The following is a 12,871-nucleotide window of genomic DNA, read 5'->3' on the forward strand; positions in this document are numbered from 1 at the left end:
CGCGCCGGAGCCGCCCCGGCTCAGCCCCCCGCGCCCTCGCCGGTGCCCACCGGGGTCGTGGCGGGCATGGGCGGCGGAGTGCCCTTGCGGGAGCGCTGGGTGCGCCGTTCGACCCAGGTGGCGAGGGACGACAGCGCCAGGCACAGCAGGATGTAGATCGAACCGAACACGATCACCATCGGGATGAAGGCGTAGACGCCGTTCACGGGCGGGGTCTGCTGGGCGAAGGCCTTCCCGACGAACAGCAGCTCCTCGTAGAGGATGATGAAGCCGAGGGAGGTGTCCTTCAGGGTCACCACGAGCTGGCTGATGATCGACGGCAGCATCGAGCGGACCGCCTGGGGCACGAGCACGCTCGCCATCACCTGCGTCTTGCGCAGCCCGAGCGCGTAGGCCGCCTCGCTCTGGCCCTTGGGCACGGCGTTGATGCCCGAGCGGAAGATCTCCGCCTGCACCGAGCCGTTGTAGAGCACGAGTCCGATGACCAGTGCCCACATCGGGTCCGCGGTGAACACCGCCGCGTACAGCAGGAAGATCATGATGAGCAGGGGCATCGCCCGGAAGAACTCCACGGCCACCGTGGCCGCCCAGCGCACCGGCCGGTGGTCCGAGAGCCGCGCGGTGGCCAGCAGGGCGCCCAGCGCCAGCGAGAGCACCGCGGCGATCGCGAACGTCTTCAGGGTCGTCAGCAGGCCGTCGACGATGCGCTGCTGGGTCTCCGTGTACTCGTAGTCGTCCCACAGGCCGGCCTGGAACTGCCCGGTCTCGTCCAGCCGGTAGACGACGAAGGCCGCCAGGGCCACGAGGGCGACGACGGAGAGCGCGCCGTAGAGGCGGTTGCGGGCCCGGCCCCGCGGGCCCGGGACGTCGTACAGGACGCTGCCGCTCATCGGGCCACCGCCAGCCGGTTCTCCAGCAGCCGGAAGAGGCCGCTGATCGTGAATGTGATGATGATGTAGCAGATCGCGATCCACAGGAAGATCACGTAAATGTTGTAGCCCGACGCCGCGTTGAGCGTCTTCTGGACCGAGCCGAGCTCGGTGACGTTGAAGCCCGACGCGATCGCCGTGTTCTTGGCGAGGGCGATCAGCAGGCTGCCTATGGGCGGTATCGCCGTCCGGGCGGCCTGCGGCAGCACGATCTGGCCGAGCGTCTGGCCGAAGGTCATCCCGATCGACCGGGCGGCCTCCGCCTGGCCCACCGGCACCGTGTTGATGCCGGACCGGACGGCCTCGCAGATGAACGCCGAGGTGTAGCACCCCAGGGCCATCACCGCGAGCCAGAAGGAGTCCCAGCCCTTGAGTCCGAGGGCGGGCAGCCCCAGGGTCACCGCGAGGAAGAGCAGCACCAGCGGGGTGTTGCGCAGCAGCGTCACCCAGGCGGTGCCGAACGCCCGTAGCGCGGGCACCGGAGAGACGCGGAACGCCGCGACCAGGATGCCCAGCACCAGGGCGAGCAGGGCGCTGAGCGCCGTCAGCTCGACGGTGCCGACGAAGCCTTCGCGGAACATCGCGAAGTTGTCCGACAGAACGTTCACGTCAATTCTCCGGGTATCGCGTGGCGGTCATCCGGCACCGTCCGCCGGGTCAGTAGCGCTCGACCGCGGGCGGGGTGGGGGCCGCGGAGCCGGACTTGCCGAGGGTCGCGTCGTACGCCTTCTTCCAGTCGCCGTTCTGCACGTGCGCCTCCAGCGCCTTGTTGACCGCCTCGCGCAGCGCCGTGTCCTCCTTCTTGAGGCCGACGCCGTACGGCTCCTTGGAGAAGGGGTTGCCGACGACCTTCAGGGCGCCCTTGTTCTCGGCCGCGTAGCCCTTGAGGATCGAGTCGTCCGTGGTGACCGCGTCGACGGAGCCGTTGACCAGGTCCTGCACGCACAGCTGGTAACCCTGCTGCGCCTTGGCCTCGGCCACGCCGTACTTCGGCTCCTTGATCCGCTTGAGCGGGGTGGAGCCGGTCGCCGAGCAGACCTTCTTCCCCTTGAGGTCGTCCGGTCCCTTGATGGAGCTGTCCGTCTTGACCAGCAGGTCCTGGCCGGCGACGTAGTACGGGCCTCCGAAGCCGACCTGCTTCTTGCGCTCGTCGTTGATCGTGTACGTGCCCACGTAGAGGTCGACGCCGCCGCTGGCGATCTGCGTCTCGCGCGCCTCGGAGGGGACGGTCACGAACTTGATGTGGTCCTCGTCGAAGCCGAGGTCCGCGGCGATCATGCGGGCGATCTCGACGTCGAAGCCGGAGCGCTTCTTGGTGCCGGGGTTCTCGTAGCCGAGGCCGGGCTGGTCCGCCTTGGTGCCGATGGTGATCGTCTTGCCCTTGATCTTCGCGAAGACGGAGGAGTCCTTGACGTCGGCCGAGGTGTTGATCTTGTACGTGAGACCCGACGGCGCCTTGGCGCCGTCGGAGGACGCGCCGCCCTTCTCGTCGGGGCTGCCCGACTTGCCGCAGGCGGTGGCGGTCGCGGCGAGCGCCAGCAGCGCGACGGCCGCAGTGGCGGTGGAGCGGTGCTTCATGGAGAACATCCTTTGCGTCTGCGGGGCGTTGGCGTCGGTCGCCGGTGCTGTGGGGCGGGGGAAGGGCCGGCGGTGGGTGGTGTCGCGGCGCCGTGCCGGCGGGGCACGGCCGGGACGGCCGGGGAGACGGCCGGCGGAGGGGCGCCGGCGCGGTGGCGGGGATCGCTCGGTGGCGGGATGCCGGGTGACGCGGGATCGTCCGGTGGGCCGGCCGGCCGCTCGACGGGGAGCTCGGGCCGTCGGTCGGTCAGTGGTGCAGGATCTTCGACAGGAAGTCCTTCGCCCGGTCGCTGCGAGGGTTGCTGAAGAACTGGTCCGGCCGCGCCTCCTCGACGATGCGGCCGTCGGCCATGAAGACCACGCGGTTGGCGGCGGAGCGGGCGAAACCCATCTCATGGGTGACGACGACCATCGTCATGCCGTCCCGGGCGAGCTGCCGCATGACCTCCAGCACCTCGTTGATCATCTCCGGGTCCAGGGCGGACGTCGGCTCGTCGAAGAGCATGACCTTGGGGTCCATGGCCAGGGCGCGGGCGATGGCCACACGCTGCTGCTGACCGCCGGAGAGCTGCGCGGGGTACTTGTCCGCCTGCGCGCCCACCCCGACGCGGTCCAGCAGGGTCCGGGCCTTCTCCTCGGCCGACTTCCGGTCCTTCCGGCGGACCTTGATCTGGCCCAGCGTCACGTTCTCCAGCACCGTCTTGTGCGCGAAGAGGTTGAACGACTGGAAGACCATGCCGACGTCGGAGCGCAGCCGCGCCAGCTCGCGGCCCTCCTGCGGCAGTGGCCTGCCGTCGATGGTGATCGTGCCGGAGTCCGTGGTCTCCAGGCGGTTGATGGTGCGGCACAATGTGGACTTGCCGGAGCCCGACGGCCCGATGACGACTACGACCTCGCCTCGCGCGATGGTCAGGTCGATGTCCTGGAGCACATGCAGCGCGCCGAAGTGCTTGTTGACCTTGTTCAGGACGACCAGTGCGTCCGCGGCGGGCGCCGCGTCCTTGGTCACCGATATCTCGCTCATCGGCGTTCCTCGCTCCGTCCTCCTCGGTTGGGGAGGACCCTAATGAGCCGCAACGACCAGCGTCATTACATCTGAGCGGAAATTGAGCATAACGATCCGGCTTCAAGCGGACACGGTGCGTCAGCGGGGCGGTCGGGGGCGCCCGGGCGTACCGGCTGCATAACGGAAGCCCCCGGCCGGGCAGGAACCCCTTGACGTACCGGGCATCCATCGGCGTGGATGCGGTGTTGCCGCACCACAGCCGCCCGGAGGGGGCCGATGAGACTGCTGCTCGTGGAGGACGACGATCACGTCGCCGCCGCCCTGTCGGCCGTACTGGCCCGGCACGGCTTCGAGGTGACCCACGTGCGCAGCGGCGAGGAGGCCCTGCAGGCCCTCCTGCCGGGCGCCGGCGAGCCGTTCGGCGTCGTCCTGCTCGACCTCGGACTGCCCGACCAGGACGGCTTCGAGGTCTGCGGCAAGATCCGCAAGCGTACGGCCACCCCCGTCATCATGGTCACCGCCCGCTCCGACACCCGCTCGAAGATCCACGGGCTGAACCTCGGTGCCGACGACTACGTGGTCAAGCCCTACGACACAGGCGAACTCCTCGCCCGCATCCACGCCGTGGCCCGGCGCACCCCGCCCACCGAGGACGTCCGGCCGCCCGGGCCCGACGGCCCGCGGTCCCTCACCCTGGGCCCGCTGACCATCGAGCTCCCCAACCGCCGCGTCGCCGTGGACGGCGCCGTCGTCCCGCTGACCCGCAAGGAGTTCGACCTGCTGGCGCTGCTCGCCCAGCGCCCGGGCGTCGTCTTCCGCCGGGAGCAGATCATCAGTGAGGTGTGGCGCACCAGCTGGGAGGGGACCGGGCGCACCCTCGAGGTGCACATCGCCTCGCTCCGCTCCAAGCTGCGCATGCCCGCCCTCATCGAGACGGTCCGCGGCGTCGGCTACAAGATCGTCGTCCCGGCGTAGGAGTCGACCGGACCGTGCGCACCCGACTCCTCCCACTGCTCATCGTCCTCATGGCGGGCGTCCTGCTGGCCCTCGGCTTCCCGCTCGCCGCCGGCATGGCCGCCGTGCAGCAGCAACGCGTGGTCGTGGACCGCATCGACGACACCGCCCGCTTCGCCTCCCTCGCGCAGTACGTCATCGCCACCCCCACGCCCGGCTCGACCGAGGCCAAGGGCGAGCGGCTCGCGGTGCTGGACGCCGAACTGGGCCGCTACGAGGAGCTGTACGGCATCCATGCCGGGGTCTTCCAGCGCACCGGGGAGCCCCTGGCCAGTGCCCCCGCCGGGTGGCGGCTGCCCGGCCGGGGCGAGGTCCGGCAGGCCTTCCAGGAGGCCCTCGCGGGGCGCCGCAGCAGCGACCCCGGACAGGTCTGGCCCTGGCGGCACAGCAGGCTGACGGTCGCCTCGCCCGTGATCCGCGACGGCGACGTCGTGGCCGTGGTCGTGACCCACTCGCCGACCGGGCAGCTGCGCTCCCGCATCGTCCACGACTGGATGCTCCTCGGCGCCGGCGAGACGGCGGCCATGCTCGTGGCCGTCGCGGCCGCCTTCCGGCTCACGGGGTGGGTGCTCAAGCCCGTACGCACCCTGGACGCCGCCGCCCACGGCATCGCCACCGGGCGGATGAACTCCAGGGTGGCCGCCGACAGCGGACCACCGGAACTGCGCCGCCTGGCCCGCTCCTTCAACGAGATGGCCGACAACGTCGAGGAGGTCCTCGAACAGCAGCGCGCCTTCGTCGCCGACGCCTCGCACCAGCTCCGCAACCCCCTGTCGGCCCTGCTGCTGCGCATCGACCTGGTGGCCCTGGACCTGCCGGAGGGGCACGAGGAGATCCGCTCGGTGCGCGCCGAGGGGAAGCGGCTGGGCCGCGTCCTGGACGACCTGCTGGACCTGGCCCTGGCCGAGCACGCCGCCGGCGACGCCCAGCTGACCGACATAGCGGAGATCGTCACCGACCGGGTGGGCGCCTGGTCCCCGGTCGCGACCCGCGAACGCGTCACCCTGGCCTACGGCGGCCCGGCCGCCGTCACCGGCTGGGCCGACCCGATCGCGCTCTCCAGCGCCCTCGACGCGGTCGTGGACAACGCGCTCAAGTTCACACCGGCCGGGGCCCGGGTCGACGTCGGCGTCGCGGTCGCCGGCGACCGGGTGCACATCACGGTCGCGGACGGCGGCCCCGGTCTCACAGAGGAGGAGCTCACCCGCATCGGCGACCGCTTCTGGCGCAGCGGCCGGCACCAGAACGTCTCCGGCTCCGGCCTCGGACTGTCCATCTCGCGCGCCCTGCTGACGGCGGGCGGTGGCACCCTGTCGTACGCGCAGAACGAACCGTGCGGGCTGCGGGCGACGATCGCGGTGCCCCGCGACGGGCCGGCGGACTGACCCGGCCCGCGCCCCGGGGCCTCAGGAGCCTCGGTGCCTCAGGGCCGCGCGCCTCGGTGCCTCAGGGTTTCGCGCCTCGCGCCTCAGGGTTTCGCCGAGAGGTAGTACCGGCGGGCGCCCTCGTGGAGCTCCAGCGGATCGGTGAAGATCGCCGTACGGAGGTCCACCTTCTGCGCCGCGTGCACCTGGACGCCGATGCGGTCCCGGCTCCGGATGACGGTGCGCGTGATGCTCTCGGTCAGCCCGGCGTCCGCGTCGTCCGTCGTGATCAGCAGGTTCGCCACCGCGATCGTCTTCACGCTGTCCGCCGCGGCCCCGAACTCCGGATAGGCGTCCGCCGGCATCACCGCCGCCCGGTAGAACCGCGTCAGGCGCCCCTGCGCGAGCAGCGGCCCGAGGAGGTCGCCCAGCTGCACCAGCCGTATGGGCAGCCGGCCGCCCAGCGACTGGATCGCGCTCGTCGGCAGGCCCCCGGACCAGAAGAACGCGTCGAGCTCGCCCCGCTCCAGCAGCCCCGGCATCCGGTCGATGCCGACCCGTACGGGGGTGATGTCCCGGTCGAAGCCGAGACCGGCCGCGGCGAGCAGCCGCCGGGTGATCAGCTGTACCCCCGAGCCGTCCGCGCCCACGCCCACCCTGAGGCCCTTGAGGTCGCGCGTGGACCGCACCGGGGAGTCCCGCCGCACCACCAGCTGCATGTAGTCGTCGTACAGCCGGGCGCAGGCCCGCAGCCGCTCCGCTCCCGGTCCCCCTTCGTCGAGGTAGGTGCCCACCGCGTCGGCGGTCGCCAGGGTGAAGTCCGCCCTGCCGCTCGTCAGCTGCCGCAGATTGTCCACCGACCCCTCGCTGGCCCGCAGCCGTACGTCGAGGCCCGGGAGATCGCGCGCCAGGTCCTCCTTCAGGAGGTCGCCGTACTTGGCGTAGACGCCCGTCGGCACACCCGTCGCCACCCGGATCCGGCCGCCCGGCACGGGCCCCTCGGCCGGCGGCAGGAGCCACCACATCAGCAGCGCGAGCACGGCGGCGGCCACCACGCCCGTCCGCAGGGCACGGCGCCGGGCCGGGAGCGCGAGTCGGGGAACCATGCGCGGATACTGCCAGCCCGTCCCCGCCCGATCCAGGGTTAGGGAGGAGCTTCCCCCGGCACCACCTACCCTGGTTGCATGACCAGCAGCGACCGGAGCCAGGCAGTGGACGTCCAGGGAACATACGAGGTACGCACCTACGGGTGCCAGATGAACGTCCACGACTCCGAGAGGCTCTCCGGCCTGTTGGAGGACGCCGGCTACGTCCGCGCGCCCGAGGGCACCGCCGAGGGTGACGCCGACGTCGTCGTCTTCAACACCTGCGCGGTCCGTGAGAACGCCGACAACAAGCTCTACGGCAACCTCGGCCGGCTCGCCCCCATGAAGACCAAGCGGCCCGGCATGCGGATCGCCGTCGGCGGCTGCCTCGCCCAGAAGGACCGCGAGACGATCGTCAAGCGCGCCCCCTGGGTCGACGTCGTCTTCGGCACGCACAACATCGGCAAGCTGCCCGTCCTGCTGGAGCGCGCCCGCGTCCAGGAGGAGGCTCAGGTCGAGATCGCCGAGTCGCTGGAGGCCTTCCCCTCGACGCTGCCGACGCGCCGCGAGAGCGCCTACGCCGCCTGGGTCTCGATCTCCGTCGGCTGCAACAACACCTGTACGTTCTGCATCGTCCCGGCGCTCCGCGGCAAGGAGAAGGACCGCCGCCCCGGCGACATCCTCGCCGAGGTCGAGGCGCTCGTCGACGAGGGCGTCAGCGAGATCACCCTGCTCGGCCAGAACGTCAACGCCTACGGCTCCGACATGGGCGACCGCGAGGCGTTCTCCAAGCTGCTGCGCGCCTGCGGCACGATCGAGGGCCTGGAGCGCGTGCGCTTCACCTCGCCGCACCCGCGCGACTTCACCGACGACGTGATCGCCGCGATGGCCGAGACGCCGAACGTGATGCACCAGCTGCACATGCCGCTGCAGTCGGGCTCGGACACCGTGCTCAAGGCGATGCGCCGCTCGTACCGCCAGGAGCGCTTCCTGGGCATCATCGAGAAGGTGCGCGCCGCCATGCCGGACGCCGCCATCTCCACCGACATCATCGTGGGCTTCCCCGGCGAGACCGAGGAGGACTTCGAGCAGACCCTGCACGTCGTCCGCGAGGCCCGCTTCGCGCAGGCCTTCACCTTCCAGTACTCCAAGCGCCCCGGCACCCCGGCCGCCGACATGGAGGGCCAGATCCCCAAGGAGGTCGTGCAGGCGCGCTACGAGCGCCTGGTCGCCCTCCAGGAGGAGATCTCCTGGGAGGAGAACAAGAAGCAGGTCGGCCGGACCCTGGAGGTCATGGTCGCCGAGGGCGAGGGCCGCAAGGACGACGCGACGCACCGCCTGTCCGGTCGCGCCCCCGACAACCGCCTGGTGCACTTCACCAAGCCCGACGAGCCGGTCCGCCCGGGCGACATGGTGACCGTCGAGATCACCTACGCGGCCCCGCACCACCTGCTGGCCGAGGGTCCGACCAAGAGTGTGCGCCGGACCCGTTCCGGCGACGCCTGGGAGAAGCGCACCGCCGCCCCGGCGGACAAGCCCCAGGGCGTGATGCTGGGCATCCCGAGCATCGGCGCGCCCGCGCCGCTGCCCGCCCCGGCCGCCCCGGGGTGCGGCCTCACCGGCTGATCCCCTTCCGCTTCCCGCGCCCCGCCCGGGTCCGTGCCGACGGCAGGACCCGGGCGGGGCGTATCGTTCCCGCATGCTCGTCGCCGCTGCCGTATGCCCCTGCCCGCCGCTGCTCGTCCCGGAGGTCGCCGCCGGCGCCGCCTCCGAACTGGACGCCCTGCGGGCCGCCTGCCTCGACGCCGTGGCGGTCCTGGCGGCCGCCCGCCCGGACCGCCTGCTCGTCGTCGGGCCCGCGGCCCCCGAGGGCCGGGGAGCGCACCCGGAGGGTGCCGCAGGGTCGTTCCGCGAGTTCGGCGTGGACCTCGCCGTCCGGCTGGGGTCCGCCGGCCCGGCGGACGGACCCGCCGACGCCCGCCCGCTGCCGCCGTCCCTCGCCGTGGCCGCCTGGCTGCTGGAGCGCACCCGCTGGGCCGCCGCGCCCGTGACGGGCCTGGGCGTGGGGGAGGAGCTGGAGACGGAGCGGTGCCTGGCCGCCGGCCGGGAGCTGGCGGAGGGCGCCGAGCGCCTCGCCCTGCTGGTGATGGGGGACGGCAGCGCCTGCCGGACCGTGAAGGCGCCCGGCTATCTCGACGAGCGCGCGGAGCCCTTCGACGCCGCCGCGGCGCGGGCCCTGGGAGCCGCCGACACGGCGGCGCTGGCCGCCATGGACGCGGAGTCGGCGTACGAGCTGAAGGCCGCCGGACGGGCACCCTGGCAGGTGCTGGCGGGTGCGGCGGAGGGCGCCGGACTGGCCGGCAGGCTGCTCCACGACGAGGCGCCGTACGGGGTGGGGTACTTCGTGGCGAGCTGGTCCTAGCGGTGGTGGGCTGGCCCTAGTGGCGAGCCGGCCCTGGCCCCCGCCAGGGTCCGGCCCCGCCCGTGCCGGGCCGGCCCCCGAGGGGCCGGCCGCTGCGCACGCTCCGGCGCCACGGGGTTCGGGCCGGGGACGGGCCCCGGCACGGCGACGGCCGCGGAGCACGCTCCACGGCCGCCGACGAGGGTCGGAAGGCGGTCGGAGGGTCAGTGGCCCCCGGAGCCCGTACCGCCGGCCCTGCCGTCCTTCTCGGCGAGCCGGCCGAGGACGTCCCGGGCCTTGCTCGTGCCGGTCCGGATCTGCCCGCTGTACTTGCCCTTGGTCTTCTCGTCGACCGCCTGCGCGGCCTTCTCCAGTCCGCGGCCGATCGTCTCCTCGTGCTGCTGCGCGAGATCGCCGACCTTGTCCTTCAGCGGACCGAGCTTGGCCTTGAGATCGTTCATCAGGCCCATGGAGACCGCCCCTCGTCGTTCCTTGCCACACCTACTTGCGGGCGCCCTCACCGGCCTCGCTGTCGGCCGCCTTCTCCGCGGACTGCTGCTTCGGGATCTCGACTCCCTCGGCCGGCTCCTCCGCGGCGTCCTCGGCCTTGGCCTCGGCCGCCTCCTCCGGCTTCTCCTCCGCCGTCTCGGCGACGTCGGTGGATTCCGCCGTCCGGGTGGCAGCCGCGGCCTCGTCCGTTGACGCCGGCGACTTCCTGCGGAGAAGCCTTGCAAACACGCCCATATCTACTCCATTACCTTACTGGTGTGAGCGAAATCCCTTGTCGCCGGGGGCGGCCCACGGCGTTCCCTGCGGACGCCGGTCCGCGAATCGGCTCTCGGAACCTCGCAACAGGCAACGAAGGCGTCGGCGTCGCGTCACGTCGCTCGTTCGTGGGGCGGCCGTGAGGTTTGGGACACTGCTCTGGTGAGAAACGCAGTCCCCGCACCCCGGGTCATCGCCGTCGTCGGTCCCACGGCGGCCGGCAAGTCCGATCTCGGCGTCGCCCTCGCCCAGCACCTGGGCGGGGAGGTCGTCAACGCCGACTCCATGCAGCTCTACCGCGGCATGGACATCGGCACCGCCAAGCTGACCGTGGAGGAGCGGCAGGGCGTCCCCCACCACCTCCTCGACGTCTGGGACGTCACCGAGACGGCCAGCGTCGCCGAGTACCAGCGGCTGGCGCGGGCCGAGATCGACCGCCTGCTGGCCGAGGGCCGCACCCCCGTGCTCGTCGGGGGCTCCGGCCTGTACATCAAGGGCGCGATCGACGCCATGGAGTTCCCCGGCACCGACCCGGCCGTGCGGGCCCGGCTGGAGGCCGAGCTGGCCGAGCGGGGCCCGGGCGCCCTGCACGCCCGCCTCGCCGAGGCCGACCCCGACGCCGCCCGCGCCATCCTGCCGGGCAACGGCCGCCGCATCGTGCGGGCCCTGGAGGTCATCGAGCTCACCGGGCGCCCCTTCACCGCCAACCTGCCCGGTGAGGAGCCCGTCTACGACGCCCTGCAGATCGGCGTCGACGTCGAGCGGCCCGAGCTGGACGAGCGGATCACCGTACGGGTGGACCGCATGTGGGAGGCGGGGCTCGTGGACGAGGTGCGCGCGCTGGAGCGCGAGGGGCTGCGCGACGGGCGCACGGCCTCCCGTGCGCTCGGCTACCAGCAGGTGCTCGACTTCCTCGCGGGGGAGTGCACGGAGGAGGCGGCGCGGGCCGAGACCGTCCGCGCCACCAAGCGCTTCGCGCGCCGCCAGGACTCCTGGTTCCGGCGGGACTCCCGCGTCCACTGGCTCAGTGGTGCGGCCGACCGGCGCGCGGAACTCCCCGGGGAAGCGCTGGCGTTGGTCGAACGGGCGGTCACAGCCTGATCACGTGATGGCATCGGGACGCTCCGCACGCCGTGCGGGCGTCGTCCGACGTGCCATCATCAAGGCTCGATCGAGCCGTGAAGTCCGAGTTGGGAGGGCGCGTGGCGATGGAGGCCGGCCCTCGTGACAGACCGCAGCAGCCGCCGCGCGCGGGGAGTCTCCCCGCGGTCGCCGGGGGAGAGCCGGACGAGCTGACCCCGGACGGCCCGGACGACACCGCGGACACGACGCCGGAGGCGACCGCCCCGGCGTGGTGGCGCGAACTGCGGCCACAGCGCAAACTGCGCGTCTGGCAGCTCGCGCCCATCGTCGTGCTCGCCGCCATCGGCTCGCTGATGTTCTCCTTCCCGCTCGCGTTCGAGTTCGGCGACGGCGGCCCTGTGGTGGCCATGCTCGGCCTGCTCATCAGCTGCTGCGCCGCCGGCTGGGGCATGATGGCCGCCCGTCGCGTCGGCTACACCTGGCCCGGCCTGCCGCCCCGCGGCTCCGGCCGCCGCCCGGACTGGCGCTACGTGGCCGCCTACGCCGCCCTCGTCTCCGTGGCCGTCGTCCTCGCCGTGTGGCGCGTGGCGCGGCTGCGCTGACCCGCTCCTGGCCCGGCGGCCCACCCGGCCCCGGCCCCGGCCCGCGGTCACGGGCCCGGCGAGGCGTCCCCGCCGGCCCCCCGTACCATCGAAGCGTGAGCACCGCGCAGATCGTCTTCCTCAAGGGTCACGGCACCGAGAACGACTTCGTGATCATCCCCGATCACGACAACCGCCTCGACCTGTCCCCCGCCGCCGTCGCCAGGCTGTGCGACCGGCGGGCCGGGATCGGCGCGGACGGCGTGCTGCGGGTCGTGCGCTCCGCCGCGCACCCCGAGGCGCGCGCCATGGCCGGCGAGGCCGAGTGGTTCATGGACTACCGCAACAGTGACGGCAGCATCGCCGAGATGTGCGGCAACGGTGTCCGCGTCTTCGCGCGCTACCTGCGGTACGCGGGCCTCGTCGAGGAGGGCGACGTCGCCGTCGCCACCCGCGCCGGCGTGCGCGGCGCCCACATCGCCAAGCCCGGTCCGGACGGCGAGCCGGGCGACATCACCGTCTCCATGGGCCGGGCGGTGCTCCCGGAGGGCGAGGTCACCGTCACCGTCGACGGTGTCACCCGCCCCGCGCGCAACGTCAACATGGGCAACCCGCACGCCGTCACCTTCGTCGACGACCTGGCCGACGCCGGGAAGCTGCTGGAGGCCCCCGGTGTGGCCCCCGCCGCCGCGTACCCGGACGGCACGAACGTCGAGTTCGTCGTCGACCGAGGACCGCGCCACGTCGCCCTGCGGGTCCACGAGCGCGGCTCCGGCGAGACCCGGTCCTGCGGCACGGGCGCCTGCGCCGTGATGGTCGCGACCGCCCGCCGGGACGGCGCCGACCCGGCCGTCCTGGGCCACCCCGTCACGTACCGGGTGGACCTGCCCGGCGGACGTCTGATGATCAGCGAGCACCCGGACGGCACGGTCGAGATGACCGGCCCCGCCGTGATCGTCGCCGAAGGCCGCCTGGACGCCTCCTGGTTCGCCGCGGCGACCGCCTGACGCCGCCGCCCGGCGCCTCCCGCCCCGGCCTCGCCCGGGCGCGGCGCCTCCCGCCCCG

At 72.8% G+C, this 12,871-nt stretch carries 14 protein-coding genes; 7 read left to right on the forward strand and 7 right to left on the reverse strand.

The features are described from left to right. Positions 1–20 precede the first annotated feature (20 nt). From AC07BS_RS11235 to AC07BS_RS11250, 4 genes are all read right to left on the reverse strand, one after another. Positions 21–890 carry an amino acid ABC transporter permease gene (locus tag AC07BS_RS11235; protein ID WP_478641020.1) on the reverse strand — a complete coding sequence of 290 codons (870 nt, stop codon included), beginning with the start codon at positions 888–890 and terminating at the stop codon, positions 21–23. Next, complete coding sequence (locus AC07BS_RS11240) at positions 887–1,537, reverse strand: amino acid ABC transporter permease (RefSeq protein ID WP_478641019.1); 651 nt, start codon at positions 1,535–1,537, stop codon at positions 887–889. The genes AC07BS_RS11235 and AC07BS_RS11240 overlap by 4 nt, the downstream gene beginning before the upstream one ends. A gap of 49 nt (positions 1,538–1,586) precedes the next feature. Beyond that, on the reverse strand, positions 1,587–2,507 hold the full coding sequence (locus tag AC07BS_RS11245) for a glutamate ABC transporter substrate-binding protein (RefSeq protein ID WP_478641018.1): 921 nt from the start codon (positions 2,505–2,507) through the stop codon (positions 1,587–1,589). Positions 2,508–2,754: 247 nt separating this feature from the next. Next, on the reverse strand, positions 2,755–3,531 hold the full coding sequence (locus AC07BS_RS11250; protein WP_478641017.1) for an amino acid ABC transporter ATP-binding protein: 777 nt from the start codon (positions 3,529–3,531) through the stop codon (positions 2,755–2,757). 258 nt (positions 3,532–3,789) lie between these two features. On the opposite strand from AC07BS_RS11250, the gene AC07BS_RS11255 reads away from it, so the two are divergent. Beyond that, positions 3,790–4,488 carry a response regulator transcription factor gene (locus AC07BS_RS11255; RefSeq protein ID WP_478641016.1) on the forward strand — a complete coding sequence of 233 codons (699 nt, stop codon included), beginning with the start codon at positions 3,790–3,792 and terminating at the stop codon, positions 4,486–4,488. 14 nt (positions 4,489–4,502) lie between these two features. Continuing rightward, positions 4,503–5,912 (forward strand): sensor histidine kinase, encoded by a 1,410-nt coding sequence (locus AC07BS_RS11260; protein WP_478641015.1) that lies wholly within the window; start codon positions 4,503–4,505, stop codon positions 5,910–5,912. 83 nt (positions 5,913–5,995) lie between these two features. Here the strand turns inward: AC07BS_RS11260 and AC07BS_RS11265 are convergent, their stop codons facing one another. Beyond that, positions 5,996–6,997 carry a TAXI family TRAP transporter solute-binding subunit gene (locus AC07BS_RS11265; protein ID WP_478641013.1) on the reverse strand — a complete coding sequence of 334 codons (1,002 nt, stop codon included), beginning with the start codon at positions 6,995–6,997 and terminating at the stop codon, positions 5,996–5,998. A 78-nt stretch (positions 6,998–7,075) separates the two neighbouring features. Here AC07BS_RS11265 and miaB point away from each other — a divergent pair, with 78 nt between their 5' ends. After that, positions 7,076–8,602, forward strand: a complete 1,527-nt coding sequence (miaB, locus tag AC07BS_RS11270) for a tRNA (N6-isopentenyl adenosine(37)-C2)-methylthiotransferase MiaB (protein ID WP_478641012.1) — start codon at positions 7,076–7,078, stop codon at positions 8,600–8,602. 73 nt (positions 8,603–8,675) lie between these two features. Next, a complete protein-coding gene (locus AC07BS_RS11275) occupies positions 8,676–9,398 on the forward strand; it encodes a class III extradiol dioxygenase subunit B-like domain-containing protein (RefSeq protein WP_478931525.1) in 723 nt (240 codons plus the stop codon). A 203-nt stretch (positions 9,399–9,601) separates the two neighbouring features. Here AC07BS_RS11275 and AC07BS_RS11280 read toward each other — a convergent pair whose 3' ends face one another. Both AC07BS_RS11280 and AC07BS_RS11285 read right to left on the reverse strand, forming a co-directional pair. Further along, positions 9,602–9,838 carry an antitoxin gene (locus tag AC07BS_RS11280; RefSeq protein ID WP_478641008.1) on the reverse strand — a complete coding sequence of 79 codons (237 nt, stop codon included), beginning with the start codon at positions 9,836–9,838 and terminating at the stop codon, positions 9,602–9,604. 40 nt (positions 9,839–9,878) lie between these two features. Then, positions 9,879–10,121 carry a hypothetical protein gene (locus AC07BS_RS11285; protein WP_478641007.1) on the reverse strand — a complete coding sequence of 81 codons (243 nt, stop codon included), beginning with the start codon at positions 10,119–10,121 and terminating at the stop codon, positions 9,879–9,881. 183 nt (positions 10,122–10,304) lie between these two features. On the opposite strand from AC07BS_RS11285, the gene miaA reads away from it, so the two are divergent. From miaA to dapF, 3 genes are all read left to right on the forward strand, one after another. Beyond that, a complete protein-coding gene (miaA, locus tag AC07BS_RS11290; protein WP_478641006.1) occupies positions 10,305–11,243 on the forward strand; it encodes a tRNA (adenosine(37)-N6)-dimethylallyltransferase MiaA in 939 nt (312 codons plus the stop codon). Between the two features lie 107 nt (positions 11,244–11,350). Then, positions 11,351–11,827, forward strand: coding sequence for a hypothetical protein (locus AC07BS_RS11295; protein WP_478931844.1), 477 nt, complete (start codon positions 11,351–11,353; stop codon positions 11,825–11,827). Between the two features lie 95 nt (positions 11,828–11,922). After that, positions 11,923–12,813 (forward strand): diaminopimelate epimerase, encoded by an 891-nt coding sequence (gene dapF, locus AC07BS_RS11300; RefSeq protein ID WP_478641004.1) that lies wholly within the window; start codon positions 11,923–11,925, stop codon positions 12,811–12,813. Positions 12,814–12,871 lie beyond the last annotated feature (58 nt).

The organism is Streptomyces sp. NPDC044063 (genome assembly GCF_056434285.1).

Excerpts from the sequence above, each read along its gene's own strand:
- AC07BS_RS11235 (WP_478641020.1), bottom strand. The coding sequence starts at position 890 with ATGAGCGGCAGCGTCCTGTACGACGTCCCGGGCCCGCGGGGCCGGGCC.
- AC07BS_RS11245 (WP_478641018.1), bottom strand. The coding sequence starts at position 2,507 with ATGAAGCACCGCTCCACCGCCACTGCGGCCGTCGCGCTGCTGGCGCTC.
- AC07BS_RS11250 (WP_478641017.1), bottom strand. The coding sequence starts at position 3,531 with ATGAGCGAGATATCGGTGACCAAGGACGCGGCGCCCGCCGCGGACGCA.
- AC07BS_RS11255 (WP_478641016.1), top strand. The coding sequence starts at position 3,790 with ATGAGACTGCTGCTCGTGGAGGACGACGATCACGTCGCCGCCGCCCTG.
- AC07BS_RS11265 (WP_478641013.1), bottom strand. The coding sequence starts at position 6,997 with ATGGTTCCCCGACTCGCGCTCCCGGCCCGGCGCCGTGCCCTGCGGACG.
- miaB (WP_478641012.1), top strand. The coding sequence starts at position 7,076 with ATGACCAGCAGCGACCGGAGCCAGGCAGTGGACGTCCAGGGAACATAC.
- AC07BS_RS11275 (WP_478931525.1), top strand. The coding sequence starts at position 8,676 with ATGCTCGTCGCCGCTGCCGTATGCCCCTGCCCGCCGCTGCTCGTCCCG.
- AC07BS_RS11280 (WP_478641008.1), bottom strand. The coding sequence starts at position 9,838 with ATGAACGATCTCAAGGCCAAGCTCGGTCCGCTGAAGGACAAGGTCGGC.
- AC07BS_RS11285 (WP_478641007.1), bottom strand. The coding sequence starts at position 10,121 with ATGGGCGTGTTTGCAAGGCTTCTCCGCAGGAAGTCGCCGGCGTCAACG.
- AC07BS_RS11295 (WP_478931844.1), top strand. The coding sequence starts at position 11,351 with ATGGAGGCCGGCCCTCGTGACAGACCGCAGCAGCCGCCGCGCGCGGGG.